At 52.6% G+C, this 17,815-nt stretch carries 17 protein-coding genes, 1 tRNA gene and 2 pseudogenes; 8 read left to right on the top strand and 12 right to left on the bottom strand.

From position 1 onward, the window contains the following. Positions 1 to 108 precede the first annotated feature (108 nt). The 3 genes and pseudogenes from C8R31_RS12585 to C8R31_RS12570 form a co-directional block, all read right to left on the bottom strand. Complete coding sequence (locus C8R31_RS12585; protein ID WP_258192707.1) at positions 109 to 678, bottom strand: N-acetylmuramidase domain-containing protein; 570 nt, start codon at positions 676 to 678, stop codon at positions 109 to 111. Between the two features lie 36 nt (positions 679 to 714). Next, positions 715 to 1,795, bottom strand: a pseudogene (locus C8R31_RS12580) (IS3 family transposase). Positions 1,796 to 2,001: 206 nt separating this feature from the next. After that, positions 2,002 to 3,813 carry a di-heme-cytochrome C peroxidase gene (locus C8R31_RS12570; RefSeq protein WP_146164592.1) on the bottom strand — a complete coding sequence of 604 codons (1,812 nt, stop codon included), beginning with the start codon at positions 3,811 to 3,813 and terminating at the stop codon, positions 2,002 to 2,004. Between the two features lie 514 nt (positions 3,814 to 4,327). Here C8R31_RS12570 and C8R31_RS16805 point away from each other — a divergent pair. Both C8R31_RS16805 and C8R31_RS12560 read left to right on the top strand, forming a co-directional pair. Beyond that, positions 4,328 to 4,495: an SOS response-associated peptidase family protein gene (locus C8R31_RS16805; protein WP_107694421.1), complete on the top strand. Its 168-nt coding sequence runs from the start codon at positions 4,328 to 4,330 to the stop codon at positions 4,493 to 4,495. Between the two features lie 79 nt (positions 4,496 to 4,574). Then, the gene (locus C8R31_RS12560) at positions 4,575 to 4,784 is read left to right on the top strand and encodes a hypothetical protein (protein ID WP_107694420.1); all 210 of its coding nucleotides are present in this window, start codon (positions 4,575 to 4,577) and stop codon (positions 4,782 to 4,784) included. Between the two features lie 586 nt (positions 4,785 to 5,370). Here the strand turns inward: C8R31_RS12560 and C8R31_RS12555 are convergent. After that, positions 5,371 to 5,874, bottom strand: a complete 504-nt coding sequence (locus C8R31_RS12555; RefSeq protein ID WP_181320590.1) for a class I SAM-dependent methyltransferase — start codon at positions 5,872 to 5,874, stop codon at positions 5,371 to 5,373. Between the two features lie 164 nt (positions 5,875 to 6,038). Between C8R31_RS12555 and C8R31_RS12550 the strand changes: the two are divergent. Then, a pseudogene (locus C8R31_RS12550) lies at positions 6,039 to 6,819 on the top strand (IS3 family transposase); the annotation flags it as partial. A 146-nt stretch (positions 6,820 to 6,965) separates the two neighbouring features. Here the strand turns inward: C8R31_RS12550 and C8R31_RS12545 are convergent. Beyond that, positions 6,966 to 7,832, bottom strand: coding sequence for a hypothetical protein (locus tag C8R31_RS12545; RefSeq protein ID WP_107694418.1), 867 nt, complete (start codon positions 7,830 to 7,832; stop codon positions 6,966 to 6,968). A 426-nt stretch (positions 7,833 to 8,258) separates the two neighbouring features. Here C8R31_RS12545 and C8R31_RS12540 point away from each other — a divergent pair, with 426 nt between their 5' ends. Beyond that, positions 8,259 to 8,498, top strand: a complete 240-nt coding sequence (locus C8R31_RS12540; RefSeq protein ID WP_107694417.1) for a helix-turn-helix domain-containing protein — start codon at positions 8,259 to 8,261, stop codon at positions 8,496 to 8,498. Positions 8,499 to 8,647: 149 nt separating this feature from the next. Next, positions 8,648 to 9,397, top strand: coding sequence for a hypothetical protein (locus C8R31_RS12535; RefSeq protein WP_219907527.1), 750 nt, complete (start codon positions 8,648 to 8,650; stop codon positions 9,395 to 9,397). A gap of 420 nt (positions 9,398 to 9,817) precedes the next feature. On the opposite strand, the gene C8R31_RS16080 is transcribed toward C8R31_RS12535, so the two are convergent. Continuing rightward, positions 9,818 to 9,973, bottom strand: a complete 156-nt coding sequence (locus C8R31_RS16080; protein ID WP_181320589.1) for a hypothetical protein — start codon at positions 9,971 to 9,973, stop codon at positions 9,818 to 9,820. 32 nt (positions 9,974 to 10,005) lie between these two features. On the opposite strand from C8R31_RS16080, the gene C8R31_RS12530 reads away from it, so the two are divergent. Continuing rightward, positions 10,006 to 10,386, top strand: coding sequence for a hypothetical protein (locus C8R31_RS12530; protein ID WP_258192697.1), 381 nt, complete (start codon positions 10,006 to 10,008; stop codon positions 10,384 to 10,386). Between the two features lie 63 nt (positions 10,387 to 10,449). Here C8R31_RS12530 and C8R31_RS12525 read toward each other — a convergent pair whose 3' ends face one another. The 6 genes from C8R31_RS12525 to C8R31_RS12490 all read right to left on the bottom strand — a co-directional run bounded on the left by C8R31_RS12525 (position 10,450) and on the right by C8R31_RS12490 (position 15,801). Then, positions 10,450 to 10,980: a terminase small subunit gene (locus tag C8R31_RS12525; RefSeq protein ID WP_181320588.1), complete on the bottom strand. Its 531-nt coding sequence runs from the start codon at positions 10,978 to 10,980 to the stop codon at positions 10,450 to 10,452. A 192-nt stretch (positions 10,981 to 11,172) separates the two neighbouring features. After that, positions 11,173 to 13,665: a DUF3987 domain-containing protein gene (locus C8R31_RS12515; protein WP_181320586.1), complete on the bottom strand. Its 2,493-nt coding sequence runs from the start codon at positions 13,663 to 13,665 to the stop codon at positions 11,173 to 11,175. Beyond that, positions 13,662 to 13,976, bottom strand: a complete 315-nt coding sequence (locus tag C8R31_RS16800; RefSeq protein WP_107694413.1) for a CHC2 zinc finger domain-containing protein — start codon at positions 13,974 to 13,976, stop codon at positions 13,662 to 13,664. The genes C8R31_RS12515 and C8R31_RS16800 overlap by 4 nt, the downstream gene beginning before the upstream one ends. Continuing rightward, entirely contained in the window at positions 13,973 to 14,443 is a 471-nt protein-coding gene (locus C8R31_RS12505) for a helix-turn-helix domain-containing protein (RefSeq protein WP_219907526.1), read from the bottom strand. The genes C8R31_RS16800 and C8R31_RS12505 overlap by 4 nt, the downstream gene beginning before the upstream one ends. Before the next feature lie 151 nt (positions 14,444 to 14,594). Continuing rightward, positions 14,595 to 15,365, bottom strand: a complete 771-nt coding sequence (locus tag C8R31_RS12500; protein ID WP_107694412.1) for a hypothetical protein — start codon at positions 15,363 to 15,365, stop codon at positions 14,595 to 14,597. A 360-nt stretch (positions 15,366 to 15,725) separates the two neighbouring features. After that, positions 15,726 to 15,801: transfer RNA gene (locus tag C8R31_RS12490), tRNA-Arg, on the bottom strand. Between the two features lie 30 nt (positions 15,802 to 15,831). Here C8R31_RS12490 and C8R31_RS12485 point away from each other — a divergent pair. Together C8R31_RS12485 and C8R31_RS12480 are read left to right on the top strand one after the other, a co-directional pair. Continuing rightward, positions 15,832 to 17,094 carry an MFS transporter gene (locus C8R31_RS12485; RefSeq protein WP_107694411.1) on the top strand — a complete coding sequence of 421 codons (1,263 nt, stop codon included), beginning with the start codon at positions 15,832 to 15,834 and terminating at the stop codon, positions 17,092 to 17,094. A 167-nt stretch (positions 17,095 to 17,261) separates the two neighbouring features. After that, the gene (locus C8R31_RS12480; RefSeq protein WP_181320584.1) at positions 17,262 to 17,804 is read left to right on the top strand and encodes a peroxiredoxin; all 543 of its coding nucleotides are present in this window, start codon (positions 17,262 to 17,264) and stop codon (positions 17,802 to 17,804) included. Positions 17,805 to 17,815: the final 11 nt, after the last annotated feature.

Below are 17,815 nucleotides of genomic sequence, written 5' to 3'. Positions count from 1 at the left end.
GGCTATGGCTATCGCTGCGTTACACGCCATTGTCCGGGACTTGGGCATGACATCGTTATAGTGAGGACTGCGAATAAAAGACGTCGGACAGGTAAAGATATATTCAAGTTAGCTTGCTAAACTCTCAAGGAGTTGGTCATCAATCAATCCGGTAACTTGAATTCCTGCTGACAATTGATATGATTTCACTGCGCTTACTGTTCCTGCTCCTAGTAGGCCGTTGATTCCTCCCGGGGAGAATCCTTTATATGTTAATAAAATTTGCGCGGCACGGACGCTTAAATCTGGTAATTTTCCACTGCTGTATTGCTGGTAAAAATGATTGAGTAAGCCATCATAATTATGGGCGGCATAGTCGGGGCCATTATAGCGTTCGGCAAACCCTGACCAATCGTGTGTCCGAAGCAACTGATCCAAGTTATTGGTGTTAATGGACTTAGCCATCGCTAATAATTGCTCATCCTCGCCCGAAACCATAGTAGAAACCATTGTTTCGACATCGTCAAACCCAGCCTGTTTGAAATTCTTTCCTAGGATTTGTCCAAGACCCCAAGAGGCGCTTTGAAGTGCGGCGGCCCTATCTAACTGGATCGCGACTGCCAGCCGGTCATACTGGTGAGCACCGCTTGGACCATAGCCGCCCAAGGTTGGGGCGCTAATGTCCGAGTGACCTGCTATAGTTTTTTGTAGCCAGTTCGATAGTGAGTCTTCAGCTCAAGCATTCTGATTTTGCAATCGTTGTACGCCTGCTTCAGCCGGTGTTCGATTGCCGAGCACAGAATGCGGACGCTCGTTGTTATAAAACTGTCGCCATTTCTCGATTAGTATTTTTGCCTCCTGCCGCGTCAAGAACCATTCCCGGTTCAGGCATTCATCACGCAGCTTGCCGTTGAAGCTTTCCACGAATCCATTCTGCCAGGGACTGCCCGGTTTGATATAGGCTGGTCCGACGTTCTGGTCTCGCAGCCATTTCATCACTGCAGTTGCAGTAAATTCCCCTCCATTATCTGACCTGATAAAGGCTGGCTTTCCGTAGATGCGCATCAGTCTTGAAAGGGTCAGGATGACATCCTGGTTGCGCAGGGATTTACCTACCTCGATTGCAAGGCGCTCTCGCGTATGTTCATCCAGAACGCACAGCATCTTCAGTGCATTGCCATTGGCCAGGCGATCATGCACAAAATCATAGGTCCAGACACTGTTGGGCCGGGTTGCACCTGGAATGCGCATATCAGTGCCGCAGCGACGTTTTCTAGGCCGGCGCCTGGGCAGGTTCAATCCCAACCGGCTCCATAATCGCCATACACGGCCCATACTCTTGTCCGTCATAACTGCTATACGCCGGTAACCAAATCGCGGATAACGGCCCGACGCTTCAATTAGCTGTGCGGCAATAACATTGTCTTTGTCGGGCTGCTTTAGCTCATAACTGCCAATACGCCGACTCACCCCGGCAATCCGACATGCTGACCGCTGTGATAACCCCTTGTTTGTCAGAATCTCAAGCGCCTCGCGTCTGGTTGCCGGGGTCACCATTTTTTTGTTGCAATCTCCTTTAAACCCTCGATTGCCAGTACCTGTTCGGCAACAATCTTTTTCAGTCGCAAATTCTCCGCTTCCAGTTCTTTAAGCTTATGCGCATCCGATACTGTCATGCCGCCAAACCTGGATCGCCAATGGAAAAACGTCTGCTCGGTAATGTTGGCTTACGGCAGATGTCTCGGATAACAACCCCGTCGACTTCTCCTTCACGCAAAATTCCAATGATCTGCTCTTCACTGAATCGCTTCTTCATTTTCGCCTCCATGTGAAAACTTAACATGAAGACTCACTCAGCGCGTGGCTACAAAACTCCTAGCAGGTCAAGATACTAAACTCATCACCACTGTCCATACGACCGTGAGTCCTACCGTGGATCAGGTAAGAAAGAGAATAGCCCTATACCCTCTTATCGGGCAATCGCCACAAATGCCGTTATTTACAAATGCCAGTATTTACTCTTCATAACGTCTTAAGGTATTCGACCAGCTGAAATCTCTGATCATTGGTAAGACTATCTGTACCGTAAGAATCATGCCCCGCGTTAGAGTTTCCGGGCAGTGAAGTGTCAAACTCAAATGCGCCATGCTGCCTGCCAGTCGTAAAGCCAACATTCACCAGATCAAATTCACGTGTTGCAACGAAGAATTTTGTTACGCGATCCTTTGCCGGAAGCAACAACTGGTAAAGGTTCGGAATTGATCCGTTGTGTAGATAGGGCGCCGTCGCCCAGATTCCATCTAGCGGTCGGGCCTTGTATGCGAGGGCATTGATATTGTTCTTTCTCTTTTCGAGGAGATTGCGCGCATCGCTCCACAATTTGCTCCGGGTGCCAAGTTCAATCTTCGACTTTGTTGCCTTGGATTGTGCCTGATGCCCGTCAGTGTGTAGATGGTTGCTTTTGATAGAAGCTAGAAGATCTCTCGCTTCGGCGTCGATTTCATCTGGCACTGCTTCCCAATCATAGGGCGCTAGAATAGCCCCGACAACGATCTTCCCAACCAAGTCCATCGTGGCAACCTCTGAGGATAGCGGAGCCGAAAGCAGAAACGGCATCTCGACGCCTTCAAGAATGCCAGACTTTGAAGACAAATCCCGCGCGTTGGTTGCCATCAGTGGGTCAGTGCCGACTTCGGAAAGCGGGGTCATCGTGACATTAATTCGGCGGAACGGCTCGTTACGGGGCGTTATCGCGTGACACCTTACGCAATTGGCTTGATACAATTTGGCACCCTTTGCCGCTTTCTTGGCATCAATTTTCGAGAGGTCGCCGGGCCAGACCGGAGAGCGCAACGTTGCGACTCTCTTTTCCAGCGCAATTTGATTGACTCGCTTTACAGTGGATTTGAAGTACAGCGGCGGCAAAAACGTTCGTTTTATATCCGTATGGGCAAAGACTCCCATTGCTTCGCCGACATTGCGGGCGAGCCGTTCGATCTCCAGGGTATTAGGTGCCGACCCATTCCATTGCACCACATTATGCCAATGGGTGCCCCACAGGAAGGGGTAGCTTACCGGCGCGTTTGCTTTATGGGCATTGCCCCAATCGCCCAAGTCAATCGCGGTAGCACGATTAAAGATCATGCCGAATGCATCCAGGCGTGCACGTCCCCAAGCTACGTTTGAATTGCTGGAAGTCAAAAGCTGATTAAATTCATCCGAAAAATCCTTCAAATAACGATACAGTAGAAGTTCATTTTCTTGCGAATGCGTAGGGGAAAGAACTCTGTTCGCAAACCGCTTAAATTTTGCGTGCGTTGGTGAAGTAGATGTCTGTGATACCGCGATGCCTAGCTCACTAATGAACGCCCAGAAGTCCGCATCAGTGGGGCCGCCGTCGATCTGCAATGTTCTACCAGCGAATTTGAACTGGCTGGTATGGCACGCGGAGCAGTTCATTCCTACCCAATCATTGTTGTCGGCATCGTCTTTAACAAACCCGAGTGGCAACCCGTCGGGATTATTGCGTTTATCCGCGTTGGGCAGGTAACCGAATCGAGCGAGATTATCTACTCGAAAAAGGGTCTCGTTATCGGGTTGTTCAAGCGCGAGAAACCAGCTATAAGGCATCAACTGCGAGCCTTGACTAGTCGTGTAAAACACGGTGCGATCAGAACTTGCCCACCCCTGATTCATGTAGACTGGTTTAACCTCTTGAGCCTGCGCTCCTCCAAGCCAGCAAAATAGTACGAGTATAAAACGTGGGTCCGTCTTCAAGAACCGACGGCAGCTATTCATAGCTTTACCCACCAATTCACAGCTTACGTTGTACATTTAGTGCCTTCCTTTTAACGATAGACATACAAACTTGCGAAGTGACGAAACGTGACTGTCGTGCAAGACAAAATGCGATAAGCATAGGACCTACCCTACGCCCCAAGGCAACGTCAAGACGTTGCCACCGTTACTTCAACGGCCTGTAATGTTTCCAACTGAACATTACATTTTCAATTTTTTTAAAGTCAGCTACAAAGCCGCTATCAAGTTATGCCTTCGATACTTTTTGAATTCACGCTTGCTGTCGGCAGGTCGTCGATGTCGATCCCGTCCAGTCCATAGGTGTTAACCACGAATTCCTATTATTCGGAACCCGCTGTGTCTGGAAAACTGAGTTCGGCCGGCGGCGTCATGATTGTTCTGGAAGGTCAACGATGCCGTGCTCCCCTTAGCCTGGAGATAGCGGATGACGGCTGATTGCAGCGTTTGCAGACATCCTGATTGCCGCAGGCGAGCGAGCCGCTTTGTGAAAAAGGTCAATCAAGAACAGTCCGGTTAAGCTGCGCCGAACCTGAGAATTATCAGGGAAGTCCGCGAAGGTCGAGTGATCGTACCGGCGGGCGGTTGGTACGAATGGTCGCTGGAGAATGGTAAGAAGCAGCCTTGGTACATCACTTGGAAAGTAAATGAACCGATATTCATGGCTGGGCTGACGAACTTCCGGCCAAACGTCGAGTAAACCTTGGAAGCCGGTTTCGTGATCGTGACTGAAGACTCAGGAGTCGGAATGGTCGACTGCACGACCGACGACCCTAGTAATGGAGCCGGAGGATGCGTTAACCTGGATAAATCCCCATACCTCGATTGAAGAAGCCGAGATATATCGCGCAGACGAGATCGATCCCGACCGAACAATTGGTCTGGTGGAAGGTGGACCGGGCGGTAAACCGGCCAATCCAAACAACGAGGGCAAGCACTTGCTAGTGCCGATAAGCGAAAGCGCTTTACCTACCGCTTCAAGTCTTTGAAGAAACTTCTCATTCCGCGGGCATACAGATGGCACCGCGAAGACATAAGCTCATTCAGAGCGCCTAGTAACCGACGCCATCGTTCTTCCGGTAACGCGGCGCGTGCACATAAGAAGACCAACGTTTCATCAAGGCGACAAATTTGCTGCTCGCGCACAGGAAAACGATTCGCGAATTCCAAAAGGCGGCTATGGGCAGATCTATAAAGTAAAACTCGGGGTCCATGTACTGCAGCACAGCTTTTGCCCCGGTGCCTATTCCTGCGAACCCCACTCTGATTAGAGCTGTGCTGGCGATAGGCAACCAGTGGTATTGGCAATGCAGCCAGGGATGAAGTAGTGCCAATTAGCAACGAGATCCACTAATTCATCGGGCAGTCGAGTCCGACAGGCTGTGCTTCGTAGCTGTTCGCTGATATAACGTTCCCCGTTATATGTGGCTAGAGCGTTAGATAAGAACAACGGCACGCTCATCTGAAATAAGGACATCATAACTCCACTACCGCTGGCATATCATCAGATCTTTACCTCGGTCCAGTCCGGCTTTGAGCATCAACCATTCCGCGAGTTGCCAGACCTTTGACAGGCTACGACGGGCCAAGGGTGGCGGTGGCCCCAAACATGACTGTTAGTTCGTTGGTATCGCGGCTTGCCCGGAACAGCCCGTCTGCCTCTCGTATGGTCGTGGTGAGGCTTGATACCGTAAGTCCTGCGTCCTTTGCGGCGCGCTGCAATGAGGTAGCATTGAACAGATGAAGATGACGGGGTGGGTCTAACGCTAACCAGTTACTGCGGAACCACGTATGGCCCCAGCTTGCGACGTTGGGCGTAATAATGACGAGTTTTCCATCTGGCCGAAGGATGTGCCGACATTCCTTGAGCAGCCCGACAGGATCGTGCACGTGCTCGATGGTGTGGCTGGAGACAACAGCACGGAAAGAGTTCTCCGGGAAATTCTGCTTATTAAGACTGCCGAGATGGACCCTCAACCCTCGCGCAGAAGCAACTTTTACCGCCGTTGCATCCAAGTCAAGCACCCCTCCACCGCCCATCCCAATTGCTAAAAAACTCCAGCTGGCGTCCGCTGCCACAGCCGATTTTCCAGGAGCTTTGCACCCGATCGAGCCTGTACGTACGTACACGGGACTGAAATCAAGTGTGGCCTTTCGAGCCGGTGACCCTACCCCAAAAAACCGTACCATTTAAAAGTAGAATTTCCGGCATGATTTTGACCATACTGGAAAGGAGTCATGACGTGAAGAGAAGCAAATTTACCGAGCAGCAGATTGCGTTTGCCTTGAAGCAGGCTGAGTTGGGCACGCCGGTTGAAGAGGTCTGCAGGAAGATGGGCATCAGCGACGCGACATTTTATAACTGGAAGAAGAAATACGCTGGAGTGGGCCCGTCCGAGCTGAGGCGGTTGAAGCAGTTGGAGGAAGAGAACGTCAAGCTCAAGCGGCTGGTAGCCGACTTGAGCCTGGACAAGACCATGCTGCAGGATGTGCTGTCAAAAAAGCTCTGAAGCCTTCCCGCAAGTGCATCCTGATCGATGACTTGCGCAACCGCTACCGCGCCAGCTTGAGGCAGGCATGCGCTTTGCTGCGCCTATCACGCACCGTATACGTTTACAAGTCGCGTGCCCGTGATTCATCGTTATTACTCATGCGCATCAAGGAAATTGCGGCAACTAGAGTGCACTATGGTTACCGCGGATGCATGTCCTGTTGCAGCAGGAAGGCTTCAAGGACAATCACAAGCGTGTCTACCGGCTGTATCGGGAAGAAGGGTTGTCGTTACGGCTCAAGCGTCCCAAGCGCAACAAGTCGGCCCGGCTGCGCCAGCCCAAGCACTCCGTTACAGCAATGAATCAGATCTGGAGCATGGATTTTGTCGCGGATGCGCTGTTCGATGGCAGGCGCCTGCGCGCGCTCACCATAGTAGACAACTATACGCGGGAGAGTCTGGCCATCGAGGTGGGCCAGAGCCTGACAGGAGAGGATGTCGTGAACACGCTCAATCGCATTGCGACCAGACGTCTTGCCCAGCACCCCTGCGTAGCTCCCTTGGCCTCTCATCTTGCAACTCATCCGTGTCGTGTTCCCAATTGAATATTGCGGGCTAAAAAGGTTTTGCTATCTGAAATCTCCGTCGCATGAGGGCAACTTCTCCATGTATTCCTTTTTCACGGAGACCCTGCCCCACTTGAGTCATTTTTAGAAGCGCATCTGATCGCCTCGGTAAAACCCCGCTCCCCGATTTTGAGGATCAGTTCAAATAACACGTAGCTGATCATGCTGCGCGGAAGTTGGAGATCTCGTTTGAAAGCTGTTAACGGTAGATCCTTTTCTCGGCAGCGATTGGCCCGACGCTGACACGCCGATACCATGTACTTCGCAGCATACGCCTCGCTCTTCTTCTCTCTGCAGAGGAGATCAGATGTATTGGTCGCCCCATACCAGATGATGTTGTAGCACTGGGCGACGGAATAGTCTCTCAGGATATTCCCCAGCATCGCGGTGATTGCCTCATCACCCCGAATTCGTATGCTCCTTTTTTTGGCGCAATAATCGTAATATTCCGTGCACTCGGCCATTGCGATCTCATACCAGATCGCATCCGTTTGCCGCTGCCAATGCTCGGGCCAGTTTTGGGTTAATGCACGAGATTCGATCTCCTCAACCAGCCGCAAGTTCTCTTCCATGTTTCCTGTCCAGTAGACTCGCTGCGGATCGAAAGTCAGCCGCGAGTCTTCATAAAAAACGGTACCGGGCGACGAATGCTCTGAAATACTGATCAACCCTGCCTTGCGGAGCGAGGTTAGCAGGCTGACGCCGTATGAGCCGTTTGGCGCAAAAGGTACCTCGGATTCATCAAGGCTCCCATAGAACCCATCCTCATCAATCCGGCAGCACTTCGAGAACGCAAGAAACGCTACCGCTGTCGACAGCGGCAACTCTTCGATTGAATAACTTGAGCAAGCATGCTGCCGTCGCTCGGCAATAACCGCCTGAGCTATTTCGGCCTCACGCTTCGCCCTGTCCTCTTTCATCCATCGATAAAATCGTTCTGTGCAAGACGGGCAATGGCATTGGTTGTTGTCCTTATGCGAGCACGAGGAGCAATGAACCAAGCCTGGCAAAGTCAAATTATATCGACTGGGCAAGTCCTGAATCATCACGCTTCCACAGACGGGGCAAGACCGACCAAGAATCCGCGGAGGCAGCACCCTTAAAAGCTGGTGGGGCGTACATTTGATTTTAAACCGCTCAATCAGCCCGGATGCTTTCCCGCCAGCGAGATAATCTGAAATCAGAGTCTCGGTCTCCGTTTTGCTCAGGTGCGCGATAGCCGGATGAGGAATCTGCTTTTTCATAACGTCGGTATCAAGGTTATTAACTGGAAATATAGTGGAAATAAGTATAATTGTCACTCATAGAGCGTGGCCTGATAGTAACCTGATCCAGACAATCTGGGGATGATCAGAGATGCAAAGCAATCAGATCCCCGGCTCTTGTTTGGGAAGAAACTGGCGCAGTTGCGCAAGGCACGCGGTTGGTCCCAGGAGAAACTTGCCCTGGAAAGCGGACTGGCGCGGAGCTATCTGGGGGGAATCGAACGGGGGCGGCGCAATATTGCGCTGCTCAACATTTTCCGATTGGCGGAAACGTTGAAGGTGCCGGCATCTGCGCTGATGGATTTTGAAGATCTGTCATGAGATTTGCCCGAGGAATTGTATTGCGGTTCGGACGTTAAGCCTCCTGAATGTCGGGGCGGGCTTCTTTAAACAAGAATGTAAATAATTGATCCGCTCAGCGAGGTCAGCAATTCAATTGTTTCTAACTTAACAGGCCAACGCATAAACCGATGGGAAAAAGAAAGCCAGTACTTTACCGGCTGATGCGTTTTACGCCATTTGCTGAATTGCCACGGCGCAAGAAACGCGACCGGTACGTCAGCCTGCGCTGGAAGATCGTGCGGGATACCGGCACATACGGGGGGAAGTTCACCTCCCGTCTTATGCTTGATGAGCCGGGCCGGCCCCAGCTATATATGCAATGGTTCAAGGTCTATTTTCTGGGGACCGATGGGGTCACCATCTGGAACGCGCTCATCCATACCGCGACTTTTGAGTTCTGGAGCCGAACGAGTGAACTTGCCTCGGATCGCGCGTTATCCCTTCTATCAAGGGAGCAACAAAATCAAGAGGGCAGGCCGGAGTTTGAAGGTCCCTTCATGAGGGATGGGAAAATGTATTACACGCTGGCTAAACGCACACCACAAACTTATGACTGTTTCGGGGGACTGACCTTGCGCGAATACCAGAAGAAAACGGAGCTGGAAATAACCGAAAACGAGCCGCCGCCAATTTACGAATCATTCAAGCTTGATCCACTGTATGAATATGGAATCGGGTTGCACGCAGTTGTAGAGGCGGAGGAGATCAATCGGGAAGTGATCGAGAGAACGATCGACAGGTTTCTCGAAGTAGGTGAGACGGATTGGCAAAGCACACATCCGGTTCCGCGAGAAGCCTTGCCCGTAGTGTCTCTAGAGGCGGCACTTGCCAAGGTTGAGTATCCGGGCGTCTTGCTTGGCTTGGCGGAGCGTTCGTAACCAGGAACTACAAATTCAGGCCAGCTGGTGCGTGCAGGTGTCTGGCTTGGGAAACGGCTTAGTCGCCTCTAGGACCGGGCCAGCGATGGAATTGGAAACAATCAATAGCGTAACGGAACGTAGTGCTCGAACTACTACAGCTTATTTCACGCTGCTATAGTTCGGCCCCTCTCCAGAGCGGCATGTATGAAAATTCTGCGCATCTTTGAGGGGATGGCCTCAACCAGAGCCGAAAATCTCTTCATGGGCCTTGTAGGGCCATTCCTGTCGATTTGCCTATTTTTACTTCACTTCCGCATTGTTTCGGTGCTAAAAAGCGGTGTTATCGCCCACAAACAACGTCAAAAGGGAAGGCGGCCGGCTTATCCAGTACGTCAACGTATTCGGTAACAGTACGGCAACGTATTCGGTAACAGTCCGTCAACGTATCCGGTAATGGTCGCCCTCTTCCGCCGCGTTGATATGTGCTGCTTGATCCACGGACAACTGCTCCTTGGCAACTCCTTCCTGTAGAGGTAGCGGTTCAACCGCATCAACTGCCACCACGTCATCCAGAAAAGCTGTACCAAGGTCCACTAGTTATCAACCGAAAAAAACGTAAGATCAACATGAAGCCGGCGTGGTCGGGCGAGCAATTGAAGGACAATCAATGGGAGAAGCACGATGAACAAGGCACATCGTTTCTGGTCGGATTACTTCTTGCCCTCGCATTCGAATTGTCTTTAGCCGGCCCACCGATTCTCGTCGATCGTCAGACGGGCAAGTATCTCGGCAATCTGAGCGGCAACCAGTACGACGCGAACAGCACGAGCAATCCCTACGGACGTTACGGCAGCGAGTATTCAGCCCACTCCGTCAACAATCCGTACGGTCAATACGGTTCGCGCTATTCCAACGACTCGCCGAACAATCCCTACGCGACTAACGCGCCTGCAATTGTCGCGCCCGCGGCTCCAGGATTGGGCATACAGCCCTTACCAGGCTTCTGATTGGCTACACGGAGAGTGGACGGGCTGACCTTCATCAAGTTTTCCGGGCTCCAGTTGCCCGGTTCACTTTCCATCCGCCGACACAAACGATATTTCGATATTGCTGACCGAGGACTGAGGGCTGTTTTCCTTCCGGAACAGGCCGAGGTGCTTGAACAGCCGGTCCTGAGCGCTGTTCTTGTCCCACAACTTGATCTTGCAAACGCGCCCTATCACCTTACCCTCGGACATCATCTGGCCGATCTCAATCGATGAGATAGCAGCAGCTGTTGCGTGATCGAGTTCATGGATAGATTTTGGCGATCCATCTGAATTGAAAAGCTTGCGTATGTCGGAGAAGGCGAGCGCCGAGGTTGCACGTAGCACATTTTCTGTATTCGCTTCCAACCAGCTGACGGCTATCTTTTCTTTTTCCTGGATAGCCTGCTGCACCTTAGCATTGCTTAGCAGTCGGGATGCACAGGCCTCAGCCGCGTTACCCCTGGCGTTGTAGCCCGCACGGACATAAGCCGCAGTAGCGTTGAGGTCAATGCAGTACTCATTGGCGAACCTTTGCTGTTTTAACGTTAACTGAGCTTGCTTTACACTGCGCATTTCGCTCCTCTTGTCATTTAATAGAAGCTTTGCCATCTAATGCCTTTGCGGCTTGCGCCAAGTAGTATTGCCGTTTCTCTTCATTGGTTCTGCACTGTTGTAACACGTCAGCGACACTTGCGTTATCGGTCTCATGGATACAATCCAGAAAGCTGAGGATCTGGGCCTCTTCGAAGAGCGTCAAGGGAACCATCACATCGGTTTCGGTCCCATTTTCCCCAAGTTCCCTGATCGGGTACTGCCATTACTGCCGTTAGAGGCTTGCGAATCTCCAGATTTGCCCGGTTTGGGTACTGCCATTACTGCCGTTAGACTTCTATTGTCGGTATTGGCAGTATCCTGATTTCCCGTTTTCAAACTTTTACGGTTGTCACGTTCGGGACTATCTATCTGTACTACGCTGCCAGTATTTTTAAAGTCACCGATCTTTGGATTGATATAGTAACGCCACGAACGTCGCCCAGTACCGGGTCCCATTCCTCCTATTTCTTGTGATTGTAACCAGCATTCATCTTCAAGCCATTCCAGCGCGGCCCGAACTGTCTCCTCGCTGGTAAGATAGCGCCACTGATTACGCCGAACGTCCCGCGCCGTAAATCCATTGGCCAACTTGCCAGCTCGCACCTTTTCCGCCAATGCCTGAGCTGATCGCAACCCATTATCAATGAGAAGCCCGTAGCACCGTCTCGCGTGGGCTTCCAGATATTTGCACCATGCCTCTGCACGCCCTGCGGCTTCGCCGGTTACCGGCCCGCAGTTTCCTTTAGCCGCGCAGTCGACGAGATGCAGGATCAGGGCGATCGCCGGAAAGAGTTTGTCAAACTTGGCCAAATGCTGGGCGATGATGGGCTGGTCTTCATTGGGAAGCTTTACCCGGTGCAGATCATTGGAGAACTCGATGAAGATCTGCTGGGCTTCTGTGTCGAAACAGAAATGCGGGAAGTTTACAAAGTAGTCGGCAGGCTCTGCCCCGAAGGCAAGCGGATCGAAGTCCACCAGGGCTTCAAATATGGCGAGAACAGAGTCGCGAGCATCCTTATTCGGGATGCGGTCGCGCCACTCCCAAATCTGAGGATCTGGATATACCAGGATCTGAAACCGTTGCAGCATGCCATCGTTCGCCAGTGAATCTACCGCTTGCTCAAGGTAACGTGTCAGCTTGTCTGGTTGTATGCCCCCGAGGATGGATACGCATAAATTAGGAATATGAATGGAGCCACGTCCGATTCGGTCTGTGTCAAAGCTGCTATCGCCGTTCCATGCCTCCAGGTAGAAAGCCCGGTCACCCTCGTGCCCGCTCCGATCCCACGATGCCAGCAACCCCACCAGCTCATCCCGTACGACCAGCAACCCCGCCGGGTTCTCCCGCAACATCTCACCTAATTTCTCGATCGTGGTGTCGTTAGTCTTATACCGCCGCAACACAGGTGCTTGTGTTTTAATCTTTTTCCGGTGATCTTTTAGTTTCTCGGCGACGTCATCGAGCTTCTTCTTTCCGGAATCTTGCGTCTGGCCGGCAGCCGTATCGTTAGGCTCCGCATTTTTGTCACCTGCCAGGCTCGACCTTATGGCTTCTTTTGCTGCGCTCTTCAAAGATTCCTGGAGAACTTCGCCTTCAGCTTCGAATACAGCCTTATCCGTCTCGAACTCATCCATTCTTGCTTGATGTGCCTGCACGGCATTTGCGATCAGCAGGTCGAGCGGTTTTAGGGCCGCGTTCAAAGCTGGAGTTTTTTTGGCCGACGGTAAACCGACGCAACCACCCCAAACGTTTGGAACAATGCACCAGGAATCCTTTGTCTTCGGTTTGATCGCGCAGCGCGCTCCAATGAGACTACCCAGAGATACCATCACTGCCCCCGCTATGAAGTCCGCAGGACAGGAGGGCATGCGCGCAGCTTCATCTTGAACCCAGCTGTCCAAAGGACCCGGCAGAAGTGCCTGCGCATCGAATGGGGGAACGGGCGGTAACGGCGCCTGGATCGGTTTTGGATCATCCCATTTGCAGCACTTCGCGCGATTCAACGAGCTGCCGTCTGAGGTCCACGTGGTCTGTTTCTCCGCAGTTTCCGATGTCGAACCTGACGCTGGATGTTGCTCTACAGTAGGTAACTGATGAATATCCGCTGCGGTTGCCATTGGATGAGCAGCCAACCAGTCCACTGCATCTCCTTTAACAGGCAACCCCAGTAAAGAAACGTCCACTAGCTGAACAATGCAATCTAACTGTCTCAATGCGTCCGCCATTGCAATACCATACCGCTGGCCCGCTTCGTCGTTATCAGCCCAAAGTTTGACCGGTCGACCAGCTAGAGGCCTCAGCTCGGCTTTTCCCACAGAATCTGCAGACCCCGTGGTAGTGGCTAACACACCGCGTTTTGAAAGAGCGTCGACGCACCATTCGCCTTCGGCAACGATAACCGGATCAAGAGGACGTTTTGCTAGCTCTCGAAGGTTATAAAGCGGTTTCCCGCGCGGGTAATCTGGTTCGCCCAATATGTATTCTTCGCCATCGAGCTTCATTGGCCGGATCCATTTGTCCCCGTTTGGATGCTTGAGGCGGATCACACAGTGGAGGAGGTTGCCATCTTGGTCCGTGTAAATGTGCAGGGCTTGCGGCAGATAGCCTTTTGCCAGCATATGTTTTGCTAGACGCCCTGCCGCATTTTTCGCGGTTTCGCTCATGTCCGCGTCCCCCATGCTCCCAGTTGCTTTGCCGCCTCGCGGAATTTCAACCCATATCGTTGCATGTGAAAGGAAAGAACATCGCCGCCGTGTTTTTGGCACGCCATGCAACGGAAGGCACCAGAAACAAGGTGTACCAGGAGGCTGGGCCGGGTATCGTGGTGTAATGGACAAAGCGCGTTCTTCCATTCGCCTCCGCCGGATAATTTTAGCCCCTGACCCTTATAATATTTGGAGGGTATGGGGAGCAGGTCTCGTCTAAAAGAGGAGGGGGGCCAGTTTCCACCCCCAGCGCGACTCGTCAGTTTCATTTCCGCCTCCTGTAATGCTTGTCTTCCGTTCGCTGATGCTCATCGTCGTTTTGTGGTTCGTCCCCCGGAGGTCCAGACGAGAAATCCGGTGGATCAGCGGCGTGACCCTTCGACCTGCGATAGCGCGTGGGGGCGGAAGCTTGACGCTGTTCTGATAATGACCCTCGCGGGTTTGTCCGGGATTTCGGACTTTGATCGATCTCGTCCGAGGAATGTAATGCGATAGTGGTAACTTGGGTCTCAATGCGGCCTTGGGTCCTGCGCTGGAGAAACGCATCAAGGTCGGATTTGCGATACCTCACAAGCCGGCCGACTTTTATATAGGGAATGTTGTAGCGCCCCGTGCAGCGCCAGACAGAAAGTGTGTTGTCGGCTAGCCCGAGATAGTCTGCAGCTTGCGAATTAGAAAACAGGGGATCTTCGGACGAATCCGTGAGGCGTGATGCGAATATTACTTGAGCAGTCAATGATATTCCCTCGTATTACGCTGGAAACGTCCCAGCTATCGAGGGGATATTAGGGGAAGTTAAGCTTGAACCACCAGCAGGATCCTACCGAATTATTTGGATTATCCTCCCCGAAGGTTAATAGCTAAAAACGTATAACAACCTCCGGGTATTAGGAAACAAGCATACGTACGTAGTCAGAATCGATCTCCTTGCGGTCAAACACAACGTCTGCTGTCACCGCCACAACCTCATGCAGAGGCTGTCCATATTTTTGGTTGAGATAATTGGAAAGGACACGAATAAAGTAGTGAAGGTCGGCATTTGCGGAGTGCGGCTTGTTAACTATCGGTTCTTCCCCGGCATATTCCGCTGCCCTTCGCGATACATCAGTCAAAATGCCAGAAATGCTCGGCAAAACTGAACTAATAGCTAAGCGCCCATTTAAAACATTACTGGTTCCATCCGAAAATTCCTGCGAATGCGTAATTTCCCGATCCTCAATAAGTTCATGCATTGCATACTGAGAAAACTGAGGTGATACCTCCAATCGATCGCGAAGTTCTACAGCTCCATCGGCTATTTTCTGTAAATCGGCTTTTTGTTCTGCGGGTCTTTGTTTTGGATTATTCCGCCAGCCGCTGATGCCCCTCTCGCACGTCCGAAAGAACTGAACATACTCCGCTTCGCCTTTAACTCGGCTCGCGAGAGGGTTCCACGCATCTTTCATTCTCAGGTCTGTTGTTAACCGTCCAAGCAATGCCGTACTTTCTCCACCAGGCAGAATCGACCAGAGGTAGAATGCCGGCTTCAATTCACCCTGCGACAGTACATACTCTACTGGGTCGTCACCTAAAATTGTGTGTGGCGGGCGCCGAAGGTCATTGATCTGAGCCTTATGGCCTTCTACAAGTATGCGCGGTGCCCATTCGGCGTATTTCATAGCATCCCTCCCTCGCTGCACGTCTAGGTTTGTCTAAACTGGTTAATCACTTTTCCCGTTGTACTCGAAATATTAGTGCGCTTTAATCTCCCGGCCACTAGCATCGCGCTTGTCGGGGCGTTGACACTACTCGTACAGAATCCAGATTGAGCCGCGTGTAAACTGCCGTCATGTTTAAGTTTTTATGGTTAAGGCTTTTGCCGATAATGGCTAAACTTGCACCCCTGCTTGGCCTGCCAGAAAGCGTGGCGACGAGCTATTGGAAACGGGAGATTTAGGGTCTACTAACCTGTGACGTAACCCCGGTGTAACCCCGATGGGATGTTGATTTACGAATATGAACGTAACTCGCTGAATTTATGGCGCCCTGAACACGAATCGAACGTGTGACCTACCCCTTAGGAGGGGGTCGCTCTATCCACTGAGCTACCAGGGCCGTGACAGCATTTTACGCTAATATGCCGGGATGAATAAACCGGCTGAAGAACCTCAAGAAAATCCCCCTCCCAAAAATCTGCCGCGCACCGTCATCGTTCTTGGTCTTGTCAGTTTTTTCAATGACTTTGCTTCGGACATCGTGATACCACTCATCCCGATATTGCTCGCGACGGTGCTGGCCGCCGGACCGGTCGCCCTGGGCTTGATCGAGGGCGTGGCCGACGCGGTAGCAAGTCTGATCAAGCTATGGTCGGGACGCCACTCCGACCTCATGAGCGGCCGGCGCAAGGGACTGGCCGTCGCTGGCTATACCCTTTCAAATATTGCGCGGCCGTTGCTGGGGCTGGCCGGTTCCTGGCCGGTGATTCTGGTGCTGCGTAGTATCGACCGGGTGGGCAAGGGCTTGCGCAGCGCACCGCGGGATGCACTGGTGGCAGACGCGACTCCGCCCGGGATGCACGGCTACGCCTTCGGCTATCATCGGGCTATGGATAATGGCGGCGCCGTGGCAGGGAGTCTTGCCGCCGCTGCGGTGCTGACATGGTCGGGCTTGAGCCTCACGGACGTCATCCTATGGTCGGCGGTGCCGGGCTTTGTTTCGGTGCTTCTGCTAGGGGTGGGGGTGGAGGAAGAAAACAAGGGGAAACCCGCCCCTGACCATGCCGCAGCTCCAGGCCCTGCTCCTGCCCCTACTCTTATTACGCCGCCGCCGTTGCGCTGGTCGGTCTTATCGTTGCCCATGCGGCGCTATCTGCTGGTGCTGATGCTGTTCACCTTCGCGCGCGCCTCGGAAACCTTCATCCTGCTACTGGGGCACCAATTGGGCGTCGGCACGGTCGAATTATTGTTGCTTTGGGCCGCATTGAATCTGTGCAAGGCCGCCACCTCCACTTGGGGAGGACGTCTGGCCGATAGCCTGGGGCGTGGGGCGCTGATGCTGCTCGGCTGGACAACCTTTGCGGTTTCGTTCCTGATGCTTGGCACGGTAGAGCACAGTGTGGGGCTGTGGTCCGTAAGCATCTTCTACGGCCTTTGCGCAGGCATGAGCGAGGGTGCGGAGCGCGCGATCATCAGTGACTATGCTGGCCCCCGCGATCGCGGAACCGCCTTCGGCTGGTATCATCTGATGGTGGGCATCGCGGCAATTCCGGCCGGGCTGCTGTTCGGGTCGATCTGGCAGTTCCAGAGTGCCGCTATGGCGTTCTTCTTTGCTGGAAGTCTCGCGGCGCTATCCGCGCTGTTGTTGCGGATGTGGGCCTGGCCCGTTCGCAAACCGCAGCCGATCAGATGAGGCAGATATGTTGGTGGTTTGTCGCGACGGCAGGCCCAGTGATTGAGCCTGGGATAATGGAGCACCGAAAATGCCGCGGGACTGGATGATGGGTTACGCTCTGCTAAACACTCAACCCGCTCCCGCTCAAACCTCACACCTCATTTGATACTTTTTAGGGACATATTATGAAATCACGGACGATGTTTACGCTGCTAATGGCAGCGACGCTGTTCTTCGCGAATCATGCCGCACATGCAGCAGGACCCCAGGTTGGGGGGGCCGCGCCGGACTTCAGCCTGCCCGATCAGAATGGCCAGATGCATAAGCTGTCGGAGTTTCGCGGCAAGTGGCTGGTGCTGTACTTCTACGTCAAGGACGATACGCCGGGCTGCACCGAGCAGGCTTGCAAATTTCGCGACGATATCCATCAGCTTGGAGAACTGGGCGCGCAGGTCGTTGGCGTAAGCGTGGACAACACCGCCAGCCACGCGGACTTTGCCAAAAAATACAGCCTTCCGTTCCCGCTTCTGGCGGATAGCAAGGGCGAGACGGCCGCGCGTTATGACTCGCTTCGCGGCGATGGCAGCATGGCTAAGCGGAATACGTTCATGATCGATCCGCAAGGCAGGATTGCTAAAATTTACCTATCGGCGAGCACTTCTCGCAATTCCGCTGAGGTGATCGAGGACCTAAAGAAGCTGAAGAGTGGGCAGAGACCGAATTCGTGAGCTATGTTATG

The sequence above is a fragment of the Nitrosospira sp. Nsp2 genome, from assembly GCF_003050965.1.
Taxonomy (GTDB): domain Bacteria; phylum Pseudomonadota; class Gammaproteobacteria; order Burkholderiales; family Nitrosomonadaceae; genus Nitrosospira.
Note: the sequence above shows the minus strand (reverse complement) of the source record. Positions and strands in the feature narration are given on the sequence as shown.